The following is a 24,857-nucleotide window of genomic DNA, read 5'->3' on the forward strand; positions in this document are numbered from 1 at the left end:
ATCGTTGTGGTAAAAATTAGAATTCAAATCCTATGTGATTTTTAACACATAGAAGCATAGTAACATAGGTTTCACATATGGATGAACTATGTAGTTAGATTAAATTTTTATGAAACACATAGAAACATAGGTAACATAGGTTTTCACATAGGAATGAACTTTGTGGCTATGTGTTTATTTTTTTCACCACGGGAGTAAAGATTTTAATTAAATTGCCAATACTTATAAAACCTCAAAAGCTATGCATTTCAGCAACAACATTAAGCTTCTTCGTCAGCGCAGGCAGCGCACGCAAGATGTGGTGGCAGGTGAACTCGGGATGAGTCGCTCCACCTTTAACAGTTATGAAAATGGGTTAATTACCAACCCTACGGTAGAAGCATTAATTGGTTTTTCGAGCTATTTTAAATTATCGATTGACACCTTAGTAAAAGTAGATTTAAGCAAACTCTCCGAAAGTAAATTGCGGGAACTAGAACTGGGGCACGATGATTTTATTAAAGGTGCCAAGCTGCGGGTACTAGCAACTACGGTAGACAGCAAAAACCGCGATAACATAGAGCTGGTGCCGGTAAAGGCAAAGGCCGGTTACACAGCAGGCTATAACGATCCGGAATTTATTAGTTCCTTACCTACCTTTCAATTGCCCTTTTTGGCTCCCGATCGCAAGTACCGCACTTTTCAAATCAGTGGCGACAGTATGTTACCCATTCCCGACAAGAGTTATGTAACGGCCGAATTTGTGGATAATTGGATGAACGTGAAAGATGGAAATGCATACATCATCCTCACACAGGACGATGGCGTGGTATTTAAAGTGGTGTTTAACCAACTGCGCAGCAAAAAGAAATTTTTACTCAAATCGCTAAATACAACTTACGAACCTTACGAATTGCCTTTAAGCGAAGTGCGCGAAATCTGGAAATTCATCAATTACATCAGCCACGAGCTACCACAACCCGATGGCAATAAAGATGAATTGCTGAATACCGTTAATCTACTGCAAAAGGAAATGTCGAAAATTACGAGTCAGTTGAAAAAAGGCAGTGTACTAAAGTAAACGCTTTTTATAAACCCAATAATATTTCTTGCGGTTCCTTTCCTGAGAAGAGCATTTTAACAGGATTCTCGAGCATCTCTTTTACTTTAACCAAAAAACCAACCGATTCGCGACCGTCGATAATTCGGTGATCATAACTTAATGCCACATACATCATAGGGCGAATCACAACTTGTCCGTTTACCGCTATTGGTCGCTCTACCACATTGTGCATCCCTAAAATTGCGCTCTGCGGCGGATTAATTATGGGTGTACTCATCATGCTTCCAAACACTCCTCCATTGGTAATGGTGAATGTTCCGCCACTCATATCTTCTAGAGTTATTTTATTGTCGCGGGCTTTAAGCGCCAGATTTTTTATTTCTGTTTCAATTTGTGCCAAGCTCATCAGTTCAGCATTTCGCAACACAGGTACAACCAAACCCTTTGGTGCACTCACTGCTATTCCAATATCGGCATATTTGTGATACACAATTTCTTCTCCATCAATTTGCGCATTTACTGCCGGAAACTGTTGCAATGCTTCTGTAACCGCTTTTGTAAAAAAGGACATGAAGCCCAAATTCACCCCGAAACTTTCTTTGAATTTATCCTTGTATTTGGCGCGCAAGCTCATAATTCCACTCATGTCTACCTCGTTAAAAGTAGTGAGCATGGCTGTTTCATTTTTCACTGCTACTAAGCGTTGCGCTAATTTTTTTCGCAAGGGGCTCATTTTTTGTCTATCCACATCCCGGCTACCGGTCATCACCGCAGCAGGGTTCGAAACAGGTGCTGGGGGCGCAGTAACCGTAAATCCTTTTGCTAAGGCATTCAGTACATCCGCTTTGGTTATTCTTCCATCTTTTCCGGAAGCATTTACCTGATTGGCTTGCAAGGATTTTTCATCCATTAATTTTTTAGCAGCGGGCGATGGTGTGTCCTTCGCATAAGAATCCGACTTCTTAGCATCCGCCACAACAACAGGTGCCGGCTTAGATTCAGCTTCCTTTACTTTAGTCGGAGCGGTTTCCTTAACTGCGGCAGGTGAAGCCACACTGGTATCGATGGTACAAATTGCAGCACCTACTTTTACTGTATCACCTTCCTTGGCCAATATTTTAATAGCACCGGCATCCTCTGCATTTACGGTAAGTGTAGCCTTGTCACTATCAATTTCACACAGCTCTTCATCCTTACGCACCACATCTCCATCCTTTTTCAACCAACGTGCTATTACCACTTCTGTAATGGATTCTCCCGGACTTGGTACTTTAATATCTATTGTCATTGTTTAATTATTAGAATCTACTTTTTATCAAAATTATGCTGCTGCAAAAACACTGTCCACGATTGCTTTCTGCTGTGTTTCATGCGATTTGCTAAAACCCGTTGCCGGGGATGCACTCTCCATTCGTGAAATTACTTGCAGCGGAACTTCTCTGAACACGCGCAGTAAAAAACTCCAGGCACCCATGTTTTCGGGCTCTTCCTGCGCCCAGATGTAGGTTTTTGCATTTTTATACTTCTCAATAATTTCATTGAGTTGCAACAATGGCAAGGGATATAATTGCTCGATGCGCACAATTGCCACTGTGTTGTTTTTATCCTTTTCCTTGCGCTCTATTAAATCGTAAAATAATTTTCCGGTACAAAAAACAAGTTTGGTAACCGTGTCGGCATTGGCCGTTGTATCGTCAATCACTTCTTTGAATCCTCCGTTGGTAAAATCTTCCATCGGAGATACACAAGTGGGATAGCGCAATAATTTTTTCGGTGTGAATACAACCAATGGTTTGCGGAACTCGCGCACTAGCTGTCTACGCAGGATGTGAAACATATTGGCAGGCGTGCTGCAATTCGCAACCTGAATATTGTTATCCGCACACATTTGTAAAAAGCGTTCCATTCGACCACTCGAATGTTCCGGACCCATACCTTCGTATCCGTGCGGAAGCAACATTACTAAGCCCGTCATCTTGCGCCATTTATTTTCGGAACAAGTAATAAATTGGTCAATCATGATTTGCGCTCCATTAAAGAAATCACCAAACTGTGCTTCCCAAATGGTGAGGGTATCAGGCGTAGCCATGCTATATCCAAATTCAAATCCTAAGACACCATATTCAGATAAGTGAGAATTGTAAATATTAAATACTCCCTGCTTTTCGTGCAAGTGTTCTAATGGAATGTATTCTTCTTCTGAATCTTCAATTTTTATAACAGCATGTCGGTGACTAAATGTTCCACGTTCCACATCCTGGCCACTAAAACGCACTTGATTTCCGGAATTTAAAAGTGTAGCATAAGCCAACAACTCTGCCATGCCCCAATCGTAATTATTATTGGCAATCATTGCTTCCCGGTCTTTAAACAATTTTACCGTTTTGGTAAACCATTTTTTACCTTGCGGAAGTGTGGTTATTTTTTTTGCCAGTTCTAAAAACAATTCCTTGCCCACAGCAGTATCCGGCGATGCATAAAAATCTTCGGCTTTAGCCATGCGCTTACCTACCCAGGAGCCTTCTAAAAAAGAGGTGATTTTTGCCTTTTGTGCTTGCTTCCCTTCTTCCAGTTTCTCTTGCAAATGCGCTTTAAATTTATCTTCAATTTCTTTCAAATAAGCATCATTCACATGACCTTGTGATTTTAATTTCTCGTAATATATCTCCCGTGGATTGGGATGATCGGCAATTAATTTATACAATACAGGCTGTGTAAATCGTGGTTCATCACCTTCGTTATGTCCGTATTTGCGGTAACACAGCACATCAATAAAAACATCCTTATGAAATTTTTGACGAAACTCCATGGCCATTTTAGAGGTAAACACCAATGCTTCCACATCGTCGCCATTCACATGAAACACAGGCGAAAGCACTACTTTGGCAACATCCGTGCAATAAATACTGGAGCGGCCATCAATATAATTAGTTGTAAAACCAACTTGATTGTTTACCACCAAATGTATGGTACCACCTGTTTTATAGCCATCCAACTGACTCATTTGAATCACCTCGTAAACTATTCCTTGTCCGGCAATAGCAGCATCTCCATGAATTAATATGGGCGCTACTTTGTTGTTATCGCCTTTGTGCAAATTATCGATTTTAGCGCGGGCAATGCCTTCCACCACAGGATCCACCGCTTCTAAGTGCGAAGGATTGGGAGTTAAACTTAGGTGCACATATTTGCCACTTTGCGTTAAGGTGTTTCCACTGTAGCCTTGATGGTATTTTACATCACCATCGAAATGGCTATCATCACTACCCAAACCACCAAACTCTGCAAAAATATCCTGATAGGGTTTGCGCAAAATATTGGCCAATACATTTAATCTTCCGCGGTGACTCATTCCCACCACAAAGTGATCAATACCTAATTCAGCGCCTGTCTCAATTATCGTATCCAGCGAAGGAATAGCCGTTTCACCCCCTTCGATTGAAAACCGTTTTTGGCCCACAAATTTTGTATTCAAAAAATTTTCGAATACCGTTGCTTCATTGAGTTTATCAAGGATTGATTTTTTTTCTTCGACACTAAAATGGGGGGTATTTTTGGTGCCCTCCATTTTACTTTGCAACCACGAAACGATTTCGGCATTGCGAATGTACATGTACTCCACACCAATAGATTCGCAGTAGGTTTGCTCCAAATGCGCAATGATGTCTTTTAATTTTGCAGCCCCAATACCAATTTGTGTTCCTGCTTGAAACACTGTTTCCAAATCTTCCTTAGCTAATCCAAAATTTTCGATGGCAAGTGTTGGCAAATAAGGCCTGCGTTCACGCACTGGATTTGTTTTGGTAAACAAATGTCCTCGGGAACGATATCCATTGATTAAATTTATTACTTTAAACTCGGTTTGAAATTCAGTTGGAATGGTTGTATTTACGGTAGTTTTTTCAAAACTGGCTTTTGAAAACTCAAATCCTTCAAAGAATTTTTTCCATCCAAAATCTACCGAATCAGGATTGCTTCTGTATTGCTGATACATATCTTCCAGCGAAGCAATTTCGGCATTACCCAAATAGGTCATGGTATCCATATTATCTTACAATTGAGGTGTAAATGTAAATTTTTTTGTTGGAATTTTGGGAGCAAAAAGCAATCCCGTTGCTAGCAGCTTGTATGTTAAAATGATTAAAAACAAAGGGATATTAATTTTTTAATTTTCTTTGTAATCAATTTATGCAACAAACTCCAAATCAAGCTAACAAGGTGCAAGAACGGCTCAACTCTTCTAAATTAGCTAAATGGCTATCAAAACCCACCTACATCGCAATTTTATTGCTGCTTATAACGCTTGGCATTACCGCACAAAGCTTTTTAAAACATCAAAAAACTTTTGACGATAGTGGTTTAAAATATCAGCATTACAACAATTATGTAATTTTTAAACAATCGTTTTTCCATCTGCTCGAGCAAAAAGATTTATATCAACTCTTTCCGGAGGAACATTGGGATTTGTATAAATACAGTCCGAGTTTTGCAGTTTTAATGGCTCCTATGTCGCTTTTACCCGATGGTATTGGACTTTTTATTTGGAACAGTTTAAATGTATTGGTATTGTTTTTTGCATTATGGAAACTTCCCGGCCAAACCAGCAAAACAAGGCTTTACATGTTGGGATTTATTTTACTTGAACTGATTACCTCCACACAAAACTCCCAGAGTAACGCACTCATAGCAGGATTACTCATTTTTGCATTGATATTTTTAGAACGCAATCAAGTTTCATTGGCTGCGCTTTTTATTGTTTTAACGGTTTTTATTAAACTGTTTGGATTGGTAGCCTTTGCACTTTTTTTATTGTATCCGAATAAATTAAAATCGGCGCTTTATACACTGGGCTGGACAGTCTTATTGGCCGCACTTCCCTTAGCTTTCGTACCCTTCGATTATTTAGTTTTTCTCTACAAAAGTTGGCTCAATTTATTGCAAACCGATCATGGAATTTCAACCGGTATTTCGGTAGCGGGATGGTTAAGTACCTGGTTTGGGGTGGAGGCAAAAACCGGAGTAGTTTTACTTGGTGTGCTTTTATTTTGCTTGCCCTTATTGAATTACAAAGCTTTTAAGGAATTGCATTTTAAACTGTTATTTCTTTCCTCGATTTTAATTTGGGTAATTATTTTCAATCACCGCGCCGAATCTGCCACCTATGTGATCGCTGTTTCCGGTGTTGCCATTTGGTTTTTCTCACAAAAACAAAAACCCGAAAATGTGGTGCTGGTGCTACTGGCATTTGTATTCACAGTGCTTTCCCCAACCGATTTATTTCCAAAATACATTCGGGTAAATTACGTAGTGCCGTATGTGCTAAAAGCAGTTCCCTGCATTTTAATTTGGGCAAAAATAATTTTTGACCTGCTATTGATTAAGCCAACTTCATCTCCAGAATTAAAATAATCAATCTATATATCCCCCGCCGGCGGGGGCAGGGGGTGGATTGGAACGCTGATTTTTTAAGATGATTATGATTTTTATGATAAGGAAATTGAACGCGGATAACGCGGATTGGGCGGATTTTGGCGGATTAGCAACCTGCAATTAGAATCCTGATGATAAAGGAATGATTATTTTATCCCCCGCCGGCGGGGACAGGGGGTGGATTGGAACGCTGATTTTTTAAGATGATTATGATTTTTATGATAAGGAAATTGAACGCGGATTGGGCGGATTTTGGCGGATTAGTAAACTGCAGATAGAATCCTATGATAAGGAATGTTGTTTTATCCCCGCCGGCGGGGCAGGGGTGGATTGGAACGCTGATTTTTTAAGATGATTATGATTTTTATGATAAGGAAATTGAACGCGGATAACGCGGATTGGGCGGATTTTGGCGGATTAGCAACCTGCAATTAGAATCCTGATGATAAAGGAATGATTATTTTATCCCCCGCCGGCGGGGACAGGGGGTGGAAAAGAACGCAGATTCTTTAAGATGATTCTGATTTTTATGCTAGGAAAATAGAACGCAGATAACGCGGATTGGGCGGATTTGAGCGGATTTAACAGTAACAACAATCCTATGCGAAACCTATGATACCTATGTGCCTATGTGTTTAAAAAACCTACAGCTTAGAAAATTTACGAATGAATGTTTCATTCCCATAACTCACTTTTAAAACATACAAACCGCTTTCAAGCATTTCTACAGGTATAGATTGAGTTGATTTTGCAGTGCTTACAATTGTTTCGGAAAGCAAAATTTTACCATTCATATCACTCACCTCTAGTGTAGTATTTGCCGGTAAATTTTGTTTTAAATGAATACTCAATTTATCCTTGGCGGGATTGGGATATACCGAAAACAAATCAGTTTCCAAACTCTCATTTTTAATTCCTAAAGCAGCATTAGCATCCAAAATAAAAAGCCCGTTTTGCATATCGCTTGCCAAAATAATCCCGCTTGGTAAATCCACATAAGCTCCCCAGCAGCCGCTGTAATCGGGATTGGGGCATGTTGGGCAATCGTCAGGATTGGTATCGTAATACCCAGTGCGTGTAACAGCCATTGGATCCGATACATCAAAAATTTGCAAACCATCCTGATAATACGCAATAATTACACTCTCGCCCAACATGAATGGATTATGAGGGGTGGAAGTTGAATTAGGTGTAGATTCAAAACTCGATTTAAAAACCATATTCGCAGGATTGGTTACATCTACCACTTTGGCCGGTAAACCTGCAGGTACTTCATCACAAAATACCATTTTATGACTTCCGGGAGCCATAGCACTGCTGTGGTTGTAGCCACTAAACGGATAATTGGTAAGTGAACCCAGCGATACAAATGCAGTTCCGGTAAATTTATACACATACAAACCCTGATATCCGCAAGAAGCGTAAACCGTATCATTGCGCACAAACATATCGTGCACGAGATTTATACCCGGATCATCCTGACTTAAGGAACGTAAAAATACCGGTAACTCTGGATTAGGTGCTAAATCGTATACAGCCATAGAATAGGCACTAGTTAGCGTGCGGTTGTAACCACAATACAATTTACTGCCATCAATAAAAACCGTATGCGAAGTTTGAAACAATTGATTCGAATCATACACCACATGCACTGAATCGGGCAAGTAATTTAAATCCACAATCTGCAAGCTATTGACACCCGGATCATCACTCACCAAATAAGCGTAATGCGAATAGGTTTTAAATTCACGCCAAATGCAGCCCGCTCTTCTTCCGGCAACATAATCACATTTCACCGGATTAGAAGGATTGCTCACATCAATAAAATAAGTACCTGCGGTAGAACCAAGTATGGCATATTCTTTATTTTGTAGGGTATTTTTCCATCCCCAAATACTGTTGTATTTAATGTGGTAGTTAGGCTCCTGCACCACTGTAGAATCAAACCAGCGTGCATACAAATTAATGTTTTGTGATGTGAACTGAGCGGAAGCATGCAATGCCATCCCTATCAAAACAAATACAACTAAAGATTTTTTCATGTTATAAACTTTGGATTAATTCTTTCATCAATAAGGTCATTTTAGGCTCTGCCACTTCAGCTACACGCTGCACATCTTCATGTGTAACTTTCACAATACGACCATCCACGCCCATGTCGGTAATAATCGAAATGGCAAAACAAGGTATACCCATGTGGCGCGCAACAATTACTTCGGGCACGGTACTCATTCCTACTGCATCGGCACCAATGTTGCGAATGTAGCGGTATTCAGCCGGTGTTTCTAAACAAGGACCGCTCACGCCCGCATAGCTTCCCACTTGCGTTTTAATGTTATGTTTTTTTGCAATCGCTTGTGCTGCTGCAATCATGCTTATATCATAAGGCTCACTCATATCCGGAAAACGAGGGCCCAGTTCAGGATAATTTTTTCCTATTAATGGATTTGTTGGGAATAAATTTACATGGTCATTTAAAATCATCAAATCGCCAATTTCAAAGCCCGGATTCACACCTCCGCTGGCATTGCTCACAAATAATTTTTCTATACCCAGGTACTTCATCACACGCACCGGAAAAGTACATTGCTTCATGTCGTAACCTTCGTAATAATGAAATCTACCTTGCATGGCCACCACATCCTTTCCGCCCAGTTTACCAAAAATCAATTTACCTGAATGGCCTTCCACAGTACTCACCGGAAAGTTGGGAATGGTTTCGTATGGCAATACATGTTCCGCAGCAATTTCTTTTACCAAGCCTCCCAAGCCCGTTCCCAGTATGATTCCAATTTTTGGGGAGGCATTTGTTTTAGCTTTGATGTAGTCGGTGGTGGCTTTAATTTGTTCTAACATAATTTAGTATTTGTGAATTAAATTCTTCTTTTTCAGGTTCATTAAAGTCCGTTTTTATTGGGACGTAGAACAAAGGTAATTTTTTTACCCATTCCTGCAAGTCCATTTTTTGTAGGCGCATCCAATCTTTTTCGGTGGTAATTACTACTTTATTTGGATTTAATATTTGTTCAAACTGTTTCACAATTTCTTGTAAATCCACTACTTTAAAATCAAAATGATCCGGATAAAATAGTGGAACCACTTCTTTGTATTCCAAAATCAATTGCTCTTTCAATGGAGTAGGGTTGGCAATGCCACAAAGCAGCAGCACAGTCGTTACTTTTTTGTTTTCGGGCAAAATGACGTCCGTTGTGGCAGCAATTAATTCACCATATCGAATAAACGAAAAATAAACGTGTTGGTAATCGAATGCATTAATTTTTTTTATGATAATTCGCCTTTCAATCGGTGTGAGCTTTTGCGGCGTTTTACTTACCACAATAATATCGGCGCGTTTCATGCCCCAGGCGGATTCGCGCAATGTTCCCGCAGGAAGCATACTGTCTTCAAAAAATAAGTTAGCATAATCGGTCAATAAAATAGACATTCCAGCTTTCACATTTCGGTGTTGAAATGCATCATCCAGCAGCACCACATCCAGATTTTTGAAATTTTGATGAAGCAATTCAATACCTCTCTTACGCTTAGCATCCACGGCCACATGCAGGTCGGGAAATTTTTGTTTGTACTGTCGGGGTTCATCGCCAATATCCTGTGCAGTGCTGTTTGCATCGGCAATATAAAAACCACTTGTTTTGCGCTTGTAGCCTCGACTCAAGGTAGCCAGGGCATAGTTTTTTTGAAGCAATTCAATCAGGTATTCCACCATAGGTGTTTTGCCGGTTCCGCCTGCACTTAGGTTGCCAACACAAATGAGCGAAGAGTTAAATTCATGCGTTTTAAAAATGCCCCAATCGTAAAACTTGTTACGGATAAAAGTGATAATTCCATATATCCACGAAAGTGGCACTAACAAAAATCGGAATGCTTGCATTGGATAAAAATAGGAATTTTTGCGCATTGGATTTTATTCCTTCAAAGTGATTCATAAATCCGGCATATGGCAAGGTGCCATTTTATGGGCGTCTGCTTTAAGGCCAGATGAATATTAATGTGCCTCGCTCGCAGGATGCAAGCGAGTGAGGGAAAATTTTGCGAATTGGATTTATTCCTTCCAAGTGATTCATAAATCAAGTATAAGACAAGGTGCCATTTAATGGGCTTCCGCTTTAAGGCAAGATGCCTAATAATATACCTCGCTCGCAGGATGCAAGCGAGTGAGCGGTAGCTAAATTTCAAATTTATTTAATAATTGTATAGTTGTCAGCTTAACCCACTGGATGTTTTGGGCGCCTACCACCTCCAAAAAGGCGGTACCGGGCTGTCACTACTCGCTCTTTGCTTGGCGAAAAGCCGGCGCAAAGGAGCTCAAACAGGCCGTTCCATCCCTGTCGCAAAAGCGCGTTTCAAAAGGACTTGCTTTTCTAAGAGACATTTAAAGAAATGGAATTTTTATTTTCTGCGTTACAAACGCATTCTTCAAGGCATCCGCGTTGCAAACGCAGACGAGTTGAGCTGTTGTGAAGTTAAGACAGGCTTTTACCAAACCGTTTCGACTTCAGAAATATCAAAAAATAAGCAATTAATAATTTACCGATTAGTTGAAATTCATAATTTTAGGTATTTCATCACCTTGTTGGAAGATTTAATAAAATACAAGCCAGGAGCAAACTCTTGTATGTTGAGCTCAAAACTATAATCCGCAAAATTCGATTTATAAATAATTTGCCCCATACTGTTTGTAAGCGTAATTATTGATTTTTCCTTTAACTGCAGCGTAATTAAGCCATTGCCGGGATTGGGATAAATCTGCATTCCTTGGTTAGCTTGCAGTGTTTCCACTGAATTAGGTGTATAGTGCATGTTATGATAACCCAAATAACTAGCTGTATTTATTGGGTATACATACCATTGATTTTGTGCAATGGTCCAATTTGTTTCAGGGTTATTAACCAGGCTATCTCTAACTAAAGTAAAATCGGAAGTTGCCCCACCACCAGAAATCGGCCAATTTAAACCGGGATCTATTCCTACTTGTCCAATAATATCGATAGGAACATTATTCTTTTTAAGCACGATTGCGTCGTCTCCATTAAAATTGCATGCATTTGAAAGAATATCTGCAACAGCAGTAAATTGTGCTGCTGCACCTGTGTTGGCCAAAACAAAAACATCTCCGGGAGCTAAATTGCCTGTTAATACTTGCGAATTTGTAGGTGTTGTTGAACCATTTATATAAAGTTCAACATTATAGATTGACAAATCTATAATAGAACTAGTAGGATTAAAAATTTCAAATGCCTTATTATTTGAACTACCTTCTATGTATTCAGAAAAAAATAAATCATTGCCGGTACCTGCCGGTATACAATAAACAGTAATGTTGGCACAATTTCCGTTTGTACTGCAACCTCCCTCACCACGCACATAATATGTAGTTGTTGAACTTTGTGTTACAGTAATGCTGGTGCCTGTACCAACTAAATTTCCACCACAACTATCTGTATACCAATTCCAAGCTGCTGAACCATTAAGAGAACCACCGGTAATAGATAAAGTAACCGGATTGTTATTGCAAACATTAGTTGCTGAACTCGACAAAACAGGTAAAGTTGCTGCAACGCAAGGGGAATAGGTATGTATATACGGACGGCAGCCCTCCACTAAATTAGACAAATTTTGTGTGTTATAAATATCTCTGTTAACGGCAAAATAGTTATTCATTGGATAATACTTCCGAATGAAACTACCATTGGTATTTGAATAATCAAATCCATTTGTTGCTAAATACACAACCCCATTTGCAAAGTTGCTTTGCACTATATTATCGTTCGTCGCATACACTTGATCGGTTGGAAAATAGCTTGTAAAATTCAAAGTGGTATTTGTATAAACTTGTTTGGTTATTTTGTTAACAGCAAATGAATACAAGGCATATAGATTTTGACTACCAGCTCTTCCCATTCCCATAAACTGTGCATCATTATTTGAATTATTGGTTTTTAATCTAATAATTTCGCCTGCTGGGTTGCTGAATTGCATTGTGTTATTGTAAAAATATAATCCTGAAAAACTGTGGTAGGTAGTTGTAAATGCTGCTGTGCTATTGGTATAACGTGTATTACATAAGGTTCCCCAATTATTGCTATTACTTAAACATAAAGTATACAAAATATTTAAATCACCGTTTGCATATTCTAAAAGTTGAACAGAGCCATTCGGAGCAATACCGTTGGAATAATTAAAATTATTAATTACCTCGTAAGTGCTTGTTGTGACTTTATATCTAAATAAAACACCATAGTTATTCGTTCCACCCGCTTCAGTTAACCCATAAAAATAACCATCATTGTTACAATATCTCAAGGAAGCATTTGTTCTTGGTGTGGAGCCATCAGCACCACTAAAATGATGTTTCACAAGGTAAGTATTAGCTATTGGATTCCATTCAAATAGAACTCCCAAACCTTGACTGCCTCCTGAATAGGTCATTCCGTAATATTTTCCATTCGGATGTTTCATTAACTCTCCAACTACGTAAGCTCCTTGATTAACTGTTGTGGTTTGATAAAGAATCGAAAAAAAGTTTGTGAGTGTATTTATTTTATAAATTTTAAACAAACCTGACTGAGACGTTAATACTCCATAAATTAAACTGTCGTAAATTCCCTTTACTAAATTACCGGTTGGAATACCATCAATTTGTGATGATAATACTTTTACAGTAGTAACCGGATTATTCAAACTTGTATCCGTTTTATAAATAGTATAACTTGTACTATTAATTGTTGATTTGCCAACTCCCCAAATTTCAGGAGCTTGTGAAAATGAGTGTTGGCTAAAAAGAACCAATAGAACTAATAATTTTAGGTTTTTCATTTTATATAAGTTTTTTGAGTTAATATTATTTTTATTGTAGGTCGGTTTTAAATTGATTAGTTCGAAATCTGTTTGATAAATAAGTGGTTACTTGGTCTATTCGCACGTGTAACCCTTAAAAAATAAATCCCGGGTAGATATTTTTTGATGTTCATACTGTAAAAATCCGACTTAATAAAAACAGTTTCTACTATTTCTCCCATGCTATTTAAAACTGCAACGTCAGCTCCATTTGCATCAGTTATATGAATACATTCATTAGCTGGATTCGGAAAAAACTTAATGTTGCTTTGAAGACTGATTTCAGGTTCAAGAGATAAACACAAATCCACTACCTGTGCACTGTGTGCAATATTACTGCAATTATTTAAATCTGTATAAGTATAGTTTATCAAAAAACTTCCTGCACCCGATAGTGAAGGATTAAAAATACTATCGTTTGTAATACCTACACCTGTATACACTCCTCCAGCGGGTGTTGCTGCTTGCAAAACAATTGGATTGTTGGTATAACACAAAGTATCGAGTTGTGCAAAAATTATTGTTGGTAGGCTGTTTAAGGATATGATGAGTGTTTGCGGCAAACTTGTTCCACAACCATTAGCAGCTGTAACACTAACTGTTCCGCTGCTGCCATTTGCAAATGCTAAGATGCTATTGCTTAAAGATGAACCTGACCATCCATTTGGTAAAATCCAATTATAACTGTTTGCTCCCGGTATAGAGTTTAAAGTATATGTTTGACTACTACTATCGCAAACAGAAGCTGCTCCTACAATGTTTCCTGACATAATAGGACTTTTATTTACGGCAACATTCATGGATATCGTAGCAGATGAACCACACGAATTAATAGCTGATACTGTAATATCCCCTGTGGCAACTCCTGTAGTAACATAAATCGTATTGGTAGCAGAAGTGCCAGTCCAACCTGTTGGCAAAGTCCATAAATACGACGAAGCACCTGCAACTGCAGCAACAGAATAACTTTGCAAAGTTGATTCACAAGTGGTGTCGCTACCTAATATTGCTAAAGGGGATGGTGGCACACTACCAGTTCCTGCTAAGGAAACGGCCAATGTAGTTGGTACCGAACTACCACATGTATTTAATGCAATTACCGATATATTACCACCTGTAGTACCGGTTGTAGTTGTAATGCTGGTAGTTGTTGAAGTTCCAAACCAAGAATTTGGTAAGGTCCAGGTGTACGAAGTAGCACCTTGCACATTGTTAATTGAATAGGTTTGTGAAATCCCTGAACAAATTGAAGAAGCACCACTAATAACACTAGGACTTGCAGGAATATCGTTTACACTTATTGGAAGTGTTGAGGAGCTTGAAGAACCACAAAGATTAGTAGCTGTTACAGAAATATTTCCTGAAGCTGAGCCTGCTGTTACAGAAGAAATACTATTGGTTGTTGAAACACCCGTCCATCCTAATGGCAATGACCATGTATAGGTAGTAGCGCCGGCAACCGTATTGATACTGTAACTTAAGCCACTTGTCCCTGAACATACTGTTGAACCGCCACTAATTGAACCCGGGGTCGCTGGGGCTGTATTAACTGATACAGCCAATGTTTTAGGTGATGAAGTTCCGCAACTATTCGTTGCTGTTACACTTATTGTTCCACCTGAATTTCCGGAAGTTGCAACAAGGTTCACGGCAGATGAAGAACCTGACCAACCTGCCGGCAAAGTCCAATTGTAAGATGTAGCACCTGAAACAGAACTTATGCTATAACTCGTTACAGTATTAAAACAGATGTTTGTACTACCTACAATATTTGCAGGTGATGCAGGACTTGTATTTACAGAAATAGCTTTATTCGTTTGAGCAGAAGTACCACATGAATTTGTAGCTGATACGGTTACATTTCCTGAAGATGCACCAGCATTACAACTTAATGTACTGGTAGTAGAATTACCTGTCCAACCATTAGGTAAAGTCCAACTATAACTTGACGCTCCCGCTACGGTAGAAATAGAATACGTTTGCGCGGATCCTGAACAAATTGTTGCATTCCCTGAAATTACTCCCGGGCTTGAAGGTATTGCATTTACGGTAACAGACAAGGTTCTATTAATTGAACTACATCCATTACTGCCGTTTGATTTTACTGAAATAGTACCCCCGGTATTTCCAACATTAGTTGAGATGGAAGTTGACGTTGAAGTACCTGACCATCCTGAAGGTAACGTCCATGTATAGGATGTAGCACCGCTTACTGATGCAATGCTATAGGATTGACTGGTTCCAACACATGGATTACTATTTCCAGTTATATTTCCTGGCTGCACCGGTAAAGCACTTATAGTAACATTCAATGCTCTTTGAGCTGAAAGACAACTACCATTATTTGCCGTTACATAAATTGTTACTGGTCCAACTGTTGTGTTTGAAACAACTGTAATGCTGTTGCTTGAAGATGTGCCAGTCCAACCATTTGGCAAGGTCCATGTATAGGTAGTTGCACCGGCAACCGCAGCAACAGTATATGTTTGTGAACTACCTCCACAAATAGTAGTATTTCCCGAAATTGTACCGGGTTGTGCAGGAGCAGTACAAAACTTAATTAAATTTCCAGCTACACCAACCGACCAACCCAATGTTGCTGAACTCATGAATACACTATGAAGTGGAACATTAAAAAATGGCGGTGCTGCTTGCACAGTCCATGTAGTTCCTCCATTTGTAGTTGTTAAGATAAGTCCGTTATCACCCGTAATCCATCCGAATGAAGAGGAAACAAAATGAACCGATCTTAGCTTGGTGGTAGTTCCGGAAGTTTGCACCGACCAGGTTGTTCCACCATTTGAGGTTGTTAAAATACTTCCATTTGATCCTACTATCCATCCCTGACTTGAACTCACAAAATACACATCCAATAAATTTTGGGTAGTCCCGGAAGTTTGGGTTGACCATGTTGTTCCACCATCGCTGCTCTTTTTAATCAAACCATTATCACCAACAACCCAACCAACTGAGTTACTTGCAAAATAAATACTCCTTATTGAAGGATTTGTTATAACCCCGGCCGATTTTGTAGTCCATGATGAGCCTCCATTGGTGGTTGCAATAATTACACTTCCTTCGCCAGCAGCAAAGCCATTGGTGCTTGACGAAAAGTGAACTGAATTTAAAGCATAGTTTGTTCCACTATTTACCTGTGTCCATGTACTTCCGCCATTAGAAGTTGTGCATAGTATCGCTTGAGGACCTACCACAATACCATTGTTAACAGAAGTAAAGTGTATTCCATTCCAAACAACCAAAGAGCTTAATCCGGTTGATTGTGCTGTCCAAGTATTACCTCCATTGGTAGTTGCAATGATGTTATTTCCGCCATTTCCGGCTGCCCACCCATGTGTTGCTGATGCAAAATAAACGGTATTGAGTGTAGAATTTGCACCGGAATTTATTGATTGCCAAGACTGCGAATAACTGTCTTGCAGTGAGCATAAAATAGATAACAGAAGAACAAGGTAATTTTTTTTCATAGCATTAGAATGTGAGAATTATTTAGCAGTAAGACAGCACAAATCTCTTGCATAAAAAAGCTATATTCAATTAAAGTTGTATCGATTTATCGCTTTGAATAAATCTAAGGATGCTTCGTACAAAATACAGGACAGACTCATATCAAAATAGACAAATAGCTTGTAAATACAGCCTAATATTATTTACCTATTACATTAAGCAAGAGTATTTTTTTTTATTTTGGCTACATGATTCGATGCAGCAGTTTATTACATTTTCTATTTCTTTTAACCACAATCACTGTATTTGCGCAATCTAGTTCAATTAATTATTCAACAGAAAATGGCCTATCTACAAACACCATTTACTGTTCCATTCAAGATTCAAATGGCTACCTTTGGTTTGGCACCAACCATGGAGTTTCAAGGTTTAATGGCTTTACATTCGAAAATTTCACGATAGATGATGGCTTAACAGACAATGAGGTATTTAAACTATTTCAAGATTCGAAAAAGCGAATTTGGTTTTTAACACACAGTGGAATTTTGTGTTATTTTTTAGAAGGAAAATTTTACAATCCACAAAACAACCCATTTTTAGCAAATCAAAAATTTTCTTCATTTTTCACAACTATTACAGAACTAACGAATGGTGATTTGCTTTTCTTTAAGGAGTATTCAACTGAATGCTATGTTTTAAAAAACAATACCTTTTCTAGGATACAATCGGGCAAAATATTCAATTTTGTTTCTTTATATAAAGCGGGAAATACACCCAAAATATTAGCATTTAAACTGGATTCTGGAAACAATAAAATTTATTTTTTATATGACTTCATAAATGGACAACTGATTTGTAAGGATAGTATCAAAATAAATTCAATTCTAACAAATTACATTTTCTTCAATAAGTTACATATTATTTTAGATAGAGGGGAAACTGGGCAAGAAAAATTATCCATGTATTATGGGTCATCCTTATCAAAATTAAAGAAAGTCCTACTTGATGAACAGAAAGATTTTTTTGTTTCATTTCCCTATACCATTACTCAATTCCAAAATAAACTTTACCTAAGTACTTCCTCGGGTGAATTTATTTTGAACGACAAAATTCAAGTAATTGGTAAGTTAGAAAACAATAAAGCAACAACTTCTATTTTAGTTGACTTTGAAAATGGAAAATGGCTAACCACTCGAAACAATGGAATATATTATCATCCCAACTCTTTTGTCAATAAAATTGAAGGCTTCGATTCCAACATAAATAAAATAATTGCTAACCCATACGATGAAAACGAACTATTTATAACAAGTGTGGGAAAATTCTTTACCTATAATTTAATTAGCAAAAAAATTAATGCAACCGCCATTAACTCTTCCTATTGGAACCAAGAGCCAATAACCGATATAGAGTTTTTAGAAAGAGACAATTTAGTAATTTCAAGTACTGTTGGGATAGTTATAATAACTAATAAAACACAAAAATTTGCTTCGAATAAGTGGAAAGGTGGAATCAAAAAAATTCTGATAGATAAAGACTCTGTTTACTTTGCAAGATCTTCATCGGTTTTAAAACAATCGCTGAAAGATCTGTTAGTAGATTCAGATCCGGAAAAGCAAAAAAGCCAAATAATATTTCACAAAAGAACTTTTTCGATTTGTAAGGACCTTAACAATGATATTTGGCTGGGTGCAATTGATGGCGTTTACAAAAAAAGCAAGAATAGTTTTGAAAAATATTTCCCCAATGTAACTTCTCGAATAACATCAATTACCTATACCATTCAAAATGACCTTATTTTTTCATCAGATATTGATGGTGTTTATTGTTATAAAAATGGAAATCTTAAACACATTACAACTGCAGATGGATTAATTAGCAATCAAGTAAACTCACTATCTATCGATAATAAAAATGAATTTATATGGATTTCAACTACTAAAGGAATATCAAAATTAAATGCTAAAACTTTTTCTATAACTGAAAATATAACAGCTCCTTTGGGATTGTCTACTATTTTTATAAATGACTTATTTCCATTAAACGATTCATTAATTTTGTTTGCTACACCAACCGGTTTGTATGAATTAAATCATCAAAAAAAAATTACCTCTCCGCCTCCCTTCATTAATATAGTTGATTTACGCGTTAATTCAATCAAGCAAGTACTTGGTAAAACATTAAACTTAAGTCATACCCAAAACAATATTGAACTTAGCTTTAGTGGTATTTCTTATTTAAGTAGAAGAAACATTGAATTCTGGTATGCCTTCGGAAAAGATACCTTGAATTGGAAAAAATCAAATTCTGCCAATTTAAACTTCTTAAGTCTTGCTCCGGACAATTATTTTTTAGCGCTAAAATGCAAAAATAGTGAGGGTACTTGGAGTAAAACGCTAGTTCTTCCCATTCAAATAAATGTACCCTTTTATAAATCATTTACATTCATAGCTACATTATTTCTGCTGCTAGTACTAAGTATTATATTATTGTTTTATTTGTACAAACGAAGAACCGAAAAAGAAAACAGAATACAATTGCTTCTTTCTGAAACTAAACAAAAGGCGCTGAGGGCTCAACTAAATCCGCATTTTATTTTTAATGCATTAAACTCTATCCAGTTTTTATTTTTATCCAATAAAGAAGAGAAAGCACAAGATTATTTAAGCAAATTTTCGACAATACTCCGCAATACACTAAATAACTCCGATAAAACTCACGTAAGTTTACAAGAGGAATTAGTAAATCTTCAAAACTATGTTGATATTGAGAAAATAAGAAAAGAAAGTGGTTTCAACTTTGAAATACTAATCGATAAAAATATTGATAAATACAATTTGATGGTACCTTCAATGTTACTGCAACCAATTGTTGAAAATGCAATTTGGCATGGATTAGAACATAGTAAAAATACAGGCGAAATTGTTATTCGGGTGATTCATGTGGAAGAAGATGCTGTTAAAATTAGTGTTTCAGATAATGGAATTGGATACACCAAAAGCACTGAATTAAAATCATCCACATCAAAACATCAATCAAAAGGAACAACTTTAATTTACGACCGAATTCAAGCTTTAAATAGTATCTCAGAAACTAAAGCTTCCATGAAAATTTTTGAAACACCAAATGGCACAACAGTGGAATTAATACTACCCAACAAATATGCGTAAGACGTATAGTGCATTAATAATAGATGACGAGTTAACTGCTCGTGATACAATTGAATTAATTATTAAAAAAAATGATCTTTCCATTGAGGTGATTGGTAAGGCTAAGGATGCTGATGAAGGAATTCGATTTATAAATAAATTATCTCCCGAAATAATTTTTTTAGATATCAATATGCCTGGCAAAAGTGGAATTGAAATGCTGGAATATATTTCCACAAAAAATTTGCAAATAATTTTTACTACTGCTTATGATGAATACGCTATCAAAGCTATTAACCTCTCTGCATGCTATTATTTACTAAAACCCATAAATGTTGCTGAGCTTAAAAATGCAGTATCAAAAGCTATTGAAAATATTGAATTAAAAAATGATTTTTCGAAAAACATTGACTTGTTTAAAGAGATTTATGGGAAGCAACAAGCATTTGCCGAAAAAATAATTGTAAGCAATAAAAACGGTTACGAGGTTATTAAAGTTAATGATATTATTTATTTGAAAGGCGATAAAAATTATACCTGGATAGTTTTAGCTGATGGACAATATATCGCATCTAAAACGTTAAAAGAATTCGAAGATACCTTTGATAACAAACAATTTTTCAGAATTCATCAATCGTATATCATCAATAAAGACAACATTAAAAGAATACTAAATACACGTCCTGATCAAGTTGAATTATCAAACGGTATAAAACTCGGTATTGCACGTGATCGAAAGAAAGAGTTGATGGATTGGCTTAGCTCATAAAATTTAAGCGCAAGAAGTATGGTAAAAAATAAATATCATAAACTGCTAATTTCTTGTTTAGAAATCTGGTCAATCATATAATGATACTGGTCAAACATTCTTTTTTGCTCATCATACAATTTTAAAGCAAATTGTTTCGATTGGTTATACGCTTCTGAATTTCCTGTCATTTTATAGCTTAATGAAAGATAATATCTGGCTTCCGCAAAATCGAATTCAAGAAGCTGCTTGTTTAAAATCTCAATTGCTTTTTCGTATTGCTTATTTTGATAATACATTACTCCCAAATGAAACCGATCGAAAAATCCAATATCATAATTTTTATTAGATAGCAGATTTTCCATAATCCGAATACCATCATCTAACATATTAAGTTGTTTATAACACAGGGCTTTTACAACAGTAAGGTGATAGGTTCCGTTAGATGTATAAGCCATCTCCGTAGAACTTACTTTTTCGAGTAGTTCTATATCTTGAATCGTACCCGAATAATCACCAAAGAATTTGTAGCGTAAAGATGCTCGGACAGGCAGATAGCTTAAAGTGTCATATTTTACTGCAAGGTCAATGTATTTTTTCCAAAGTATAAAATTGCCGGATTTTACGTAAGGTGCGGCCTTTTCCCTATAAGCATAAGCAAAGTAAGGACATATCTGAATGGCACTGTCCACTAAATGATGAAACTCCTTGCTAAACTGATAATACTTGTTTTGGTTTTCTGATAAAAGAGTACACGCTTTATATTGTGCTGTATCTCCCTTCCACAGAAATACATTGCAATTGGGCTGAGCAGTAGCGTTTATAGTACAGAAAAGAATTAGGACAAGGGTGTTTATAGGCTTCATACAACAATGTTTATTAGTTGACCTTTTTCAATTTTAAAAATAAGATTTTGGTAATAATCTATTTTCATATCCTTCCATGTTTTTGTTTGCCAACCCTTCATTGATTTTGTGATTTGCAATAATTGATTGCTTACAGCATCCTGGAAGAGTGTGGGCTGATAGTTCAAGTCAGCACTCAGCAGCCTGAATCTCCCTGTTTCGCCAGTACAATTGACTACAAATCGAATTCTTATCATACCTGATTTATCGCTGTCCACTTTTTGATAGCTTGCAAAGAATAAACTATCAATGGCCTTCTTCCCTCCTATGTACTCCACCCCTTTCCCATTGTTGAAGTATTGGATAATTTGCTCATTGCTGTTACAAAGCTTAAACGAAACTCCATCTTGCAAACTATCTTGCACAATATCATCCACCCAACGTGTTTCCTGTGCAAATGAGGAATTGATATTAGATAGTAGTAGTAATGCTGCGAATAAAATCTGTCTTCCCATATTTCTAAGTATTTATTTCAATTTTATGGATGTTACCTGGTCTTTATGTTGGCTGCTTGCACTAATCGTCCTCGTCTGCAACCCCAACTCGTCCGAGTTGCAAACGCGGACGAGTTGGGGGATGGAAACTATAGATAGGATTTACCAAGTTTTATCCAATGAAAAGATGCTAAATTTTACATTTTGCTCTAAAGCAATACGACGCGTCCGTTTGTTGTAATACCATTCTCTTTACACCGAACCAAAAAAACACCTTTCAGCTCACTCACATCAAACTCTGAAATAGAATTAGTCGTTTTTTTCACTGCAACAACTTCCCCTAGAAAGTTTACTATTTCAATAGTTTTGATTTGGCCTTCGTTACCCGAAGAAACAAAGAAACTACCAGAACTCGGATTCGGAGAAATGGTTATGTTAAACGATCCCATCATTTCATTTATCCCAATCCCTGTAATGTTTACGCAATTGGAAGTATCGGTGCAATTATTCTCAGTCACCATGACCGCAAAATTTCCATTGGATGTAGCTGCAAAAGATTGAGAAGTTTCACCAACAATTAACGCAAAATTGTTATTGCAATCGAGCCATTGGTAAGTTGCTCCCATTGCGTTGGCGGTGATGGTATTTTGCATGCTGGTTACGGTTGCATCTGCACGATTAATGGTGAGATCGACTGTCACGAGAGAATCGCAACCTGTTACTACACTTGAAAGATTTTGAATTACGGTTGTATCATTACTGTAAAATATTCCACCTATCAGCGTACTATCGCATTCGGTGATCGGAGGAAGAACAACAGAAGAAGAAGTATGGATGATGATGGGTTGATAGTAAATACTGTCGCAACCATTGGCAGTTACACCAGGTACTGTCCTAATTAAAGTGGTGTCTGCAGTGTAATAAATAGAATCGAGCAACAAACTATCACAACCCAGTAATGCTGCATTGGTCACGAACGATGCTGGATCCAGTTTCCACCAATCGGATTTAATAGATAGATAATATCCACTTCCAACATAAGCAATATTGTTTACAACAAAGGCTGTAGCTTTTTCTCTACTTCCAGGACCATAATCTGTAATTTGCGACCAGGTATTGCTATTTACATCATAACTATAAAAATCCATGTATTGATTTCCCGTTCCTACATAACCAACTCCCGAAACAGAAAAACCTACGGCATATGCTCTTAAAGGGCCAGGAACATTAGCTAATTGCGTCCATGCATTTGTTGCAGGATTATATTCCCAAAAATCGTTGTTTCTTGTAAATCCACTGTGGTAACCTGTGCCTACGTATCCTTTACTGCCAATAGAAAATTCCACCGTCGCATACCGGCCAACTGCTACCGGATAATCCGCTTTTTGTGCCCACGTATTCGTTTGCGGATCGTATTCATAAAAATCTGTTTTGCCTGAACCATTGAGTCCCATTCCTACATACCCCTTGTTACCGATAGAAAAACCTGTTGCACTTTCGCGATTACCGGGAGGAAAATTTGCTTTTTGTGTCCAGCTGTTTAGGAGAGGATCGTATTCCCAAAATTCATTCGTATTACTAGTATTGTCTCTGCCAGTTCCAACATACCCTTTGCCATTAATACTAAAGCCAACAGCCCCTGTGCGCCCAGTGCTAGGGAAATTCGCTAGTTGTGTCCATTGATTTAAATTCGGATCATACTTGAAGAATTCATTTCGAAATGTTCCGCCTGCCGATTGCCCAGTAACTACATATCCTGTATCTCCAATAGCAAAAGAAACGAGATTGTATCGTGCTTGTGGCATATTTGCTACTTGAGTCCAGCAACCTTGAGAAAATACGGTGAAAGGCACGGTGATAACAAAAAATAATGTTATCATAAAAGACATGAAATTTCTTTCAAATAATAAGTAGAAAGAAGTATGATTGTTTTTTGGGGCTTGCATTGGGATAGTGCTTTGTGAGTCTAAGGTATGAAAAAATTCGGCAACTATAAGCGCTGATTTTTTTGAAGTGTTCATAAACCTTGGCAATAACTCTCTCACTTTCGACTCTGCTCAGCTGTAGGGCAGATTGTTCAAGACGGTAGAATTGAAAATGAAAACGAGATTAACGTCATCAATTTGCATCCCGGGCTCTATTACCTGGAGTTAAGGCCCGAAGAAGATTGTGTGCGTGTTTTCAAGATCATAAAATCAGGCGAGTAGGGGTATGAAGTAATTGTAAAATAGAATGTAGTTATGTGTTACAAACGCATTCTTCAAGGCATCCGCGCTGCAAACGCGGACGAGTTCGGGGCTATTACCTGTTGATTGAATTTTTACTCCATTTTGGATTCCATATAAAAGGCTTCTAACCACTTGTCATTTTGAAAAATATAATTTGCAGCAACCTGAATTTTCGGACTTAACTTTACTCCATTACATGTTCCATCTTGAAAAACTTTATAGGTTAATAATGCCGATTTATCCGATAACATACTAAATTTAATATTTTCTAATGCGTAGCTGGTTACATTGCAATTAGAAATGGTTGCGGCAATAACTTCCTTCTTGTCGCTAACACCATCTGCACTAATGGAAACAAAGTTTGAAGTTGTATTTTGTTCAAACCATTCACCACTTTTATTCTTCCAGGCTTCCCAACCAGCTTTGTCAAGCTTGATGATTTTCTCCTGAATATCTTTTGAATCATCAAATTTCGTTTCACAACTTATATTCACTACAGATAAAAATGTTGCCATACAAAGTAGGAGTATTTTCGTTAGATTTTTCATTGATTTAAAATTGCGTTAGTATAATTGGAAATCGTAAAAAAGTATGTTGA

The 24,857-nt window shown here is 37.3% G+C and carries 16 protein-coding genes; 5 read left to right on the forward strand and 11 right to left on the reverse strand.

All coding sequences use genetic code 11. The features are described 5' to 3' along the window. Positions 1 to 241 precede the first annotated feature (241 nt). Complete coding sequence (locus IPP32_00920; GenBank protein ID MBL0046651.1) at positions 242 to 1,060, forward strand: helix-turn-helix domain-containing protein; 819 nt, start codon at positions 242 to 244, stop codon at positions 1,058 to 1,060. Positions 1,061 to 1,067: 7 nt separating this feature from the next. Here the strand turns inward: IPP32_00920 and odhB are convergent, their stop codons facing one another. After that, positions 1,068 to 2,330 (reverse strand): 2-oxoglutarate dehydrogenase complex dihydrolipoyllysine-residue succinyltransferase, encoded by a 1,263-nt coding sequence (gene odhB, locus IPP32_00925; protein MBL0046652.1) that lies wholly within the window; start codon positions 2,328 to 2,330, stop codon positions 1,068 to 1,070. A 33-nt stretch (positions 2,331 to 2,363) separates the two neighbouring features. Beyond that, positions 2,364 to 5,087 (reverse strand): 2-oxoglutarate dehydrogenase E1 component, encoded by a 2,724-nt coding sequence (locus IPP32_00930; protein MBL0046653.1) that lies wholly within the window; start codon positions 5,085 to 5,087, stop codon positions 2,364 to 2,366. A 143-nt stretch (positions 5,088 to 5,230) separates the two neighbouring features. Between IPP32_00930 and IPP32_00935 the strand changes: the two genes are divergently transcribed. Then, on the forward strand, positions 5,231 to 6,451 hold the full coding sequence (locus IPP32_00935; GenBank protein ID MBL0046654.1) for a DUF2029 domain-containing protein: 1,221 nt from the start codon (positions 5,231 to 5,233) through the stop codon (positions 6,449 to 6,451). Positions 6,452 to 7,116: 665 nt separating this feature from the next. On the opposite strand, the gene IPP32_00940 is transcribed toward IPP32_00935, so the two are convergent. From IPP32_00940 to IPP32_00960, 5 genes are all read right to left on the reverse strand, one after another. Continuing rightward, complete coding sequence (locus IPP32_00940) at positions 7,117 to 8,514, reverse strand: choice-of-anchor B family protein (GenBank protein ID MBL0046655.1); 1,398 nt, start codon at positions 8,512 to 8,514, stop codon at positions 7,117 to 7,119. 1 nt (position 8,515) lies between these two features. Beyond that, positions 8,516 to 9,328 (reverse strand): purine-nucleoside phosphorylase, encoded by an 813-nt coding sequence (locus tag IPP32_00945; protein MBL0046656.1) that lies wholly within the window; start codon positions 9,326 to 9,328, stop codon positions 8,516 to 8,518. Continuing rightward, positions 9,312 to 10,364, reverse strand: coding sequence for a tetraacyldisaccharide 4'-kinase (gene lpxK, locus IPP32_00950; GenBank protein MBL0046657.1), 1,053 nt, complete (start codon positions 10,362 to 10,364; stop codon positions 9,312 to 9,314). The genes IPP32_00945 and lpxK overlap by 17 nt, the downstream gene beginning before the upstream one ends. 674 nt (positions 10,365 to 11,038) lie before the next feature. Continuing rightward, a complete protein-coding gene (locus IPP32_00955; protein ID MBL0046658.1) occupies positions 11,039 to 13,309 on the reverse strand; it encodes a lamin tail domain-containing protein in 2,271 nt (756 codons plus the stop codon). A gap of 56 nt (positions 13,310 to 13,365) precedes the next feature. Beyond that, a complete protein-coding gene (locus IPP32_00960; GenBank protein MBL0046659.1) occupies positions 13,366 to 16,815 on the reverse strand; it encodes a T9SS type A sorting domain-containing protein in 3,450 nt (1,149 codons plus the stop codon). A gap of 228 nt (positions 16,816 to 17,043) precedes the next feature. On the opposite strand from IPP32_00960, the gene IPP32_00965 reads away from it, so the two are divergent. Together IPP32_00965 and IPP32_00970 are read left to right on the forward strand one after the other, a co-directional pair. After that, on the forward strand, positions 17,044 to 19,965 hold the full coding sequence (locus IPP32_00965; protein MBL0046660.1) for a histidine kinase: 2,922 nt from the start codon (positions 17,044 to 17,046) through the stop codon (positions 19,963 to 19,965). Further along, positions 19,958 to 20,713, forward strand: a complete 756-nt coding sequence (locus IPP32_00970; GenBank protein ID MBL0046661.1) for a response regulator transcription factor — start codon at positions 19,958 to 19,960, stop codon at positions 20,711 to 20,713. Before IPP32_00965 ends, IPP32_00970 begins: the two co-directional genes overlap by 8 nt. A gap of 35 nt (positions 20,714 to 20,748) precedes the next feature. On the opposite strand, the gene IPP32_00975 is transcribed toward IPP32_00970, so the two are convergent. From IPP32_00975 to IPP32_00985, 3 genes are all read right to left on the reverse strand, one after another. Next, complete coding sequence (locus IPP32_00975) at positions 20,749 to 21,558, reverse strand: hypothetical protein (GenBank protein ID MBL0046662.1); 810 nt, start codon at positions 21,556 to 21,558, stop codon at positions 20,749 to 20,751. Further along, positions 21,555 to 22,052: a hypothetical protein gene (locus IPP32_00980; protein ID MBL0046663.1), complete on the reverse strand. Its 498-nt coding sequence runs from the start codon at positions 22,050 to 22,052 to the stop codon at positions 21,555 to 21,557. Before IPP32_00980 ends, IPP32_00975 begins: the two co-directional genes overlap by 4 nt. 188 nt (positions 22,053 to 22,240) lie before the next feature. Beyond that, complete coding sequence (locus tag IPP32_00985) at positions 22,241 to 23,911, reverse strand: T9SS type A sorting domain-containing protein (GenBank protein MBL0046664.1); 1,671 nt, start codon at positions 23,909 to 23,911, stop codon at positions 22,241 to 22,243. Positions 23,912 to 24,103: 192 nt separating this feature from the next. Here IPP32_00985 and IPP32_00990 point away from each other — a divergent pair, with 192 nt between their 5' ends. Further along, the gene (locus IPP32_00990) at positions 24,104 to 24,238 is read left to right on the forward strand and encodes a T9SS type A sorting domain-containing protein (protein MBL0046665.1); all 135 of its coding nucleotides are present in this window, start codon (positions 24,104 to 24,106) and stop codon (positions 24,236 to 24,238) included. A gap of 113 nt (positions 24,239 to 24,351) precedes the next feature. Here the strand turns inward: IPP32_00990 and IPP32_00995 are convergent, their stop codons facing one another. Then, the gene (locus tag IPP32_00995) at positions 24,352 to 24,807 is read right to left on the reverse strand and encodes a nuclear transport factor 2 family protein (protein ID MBL0046666.1); all 456 of its coding nucleotides are present in this window, start codon (positions 24,805 to 24,807) and stop codon (positions 24,352 to 24,354) included. Positions 24,808 to 24,857: the final 50 nt, after the last annotated feature.

Source organism: Bacteroidota bacterium (assembly GCA_016721765.1).
Taxonomy (GTDB): Bacteria; Bacteroidota; Bacteroidia; order UBA4408; family UBA4408; genus UBA4408.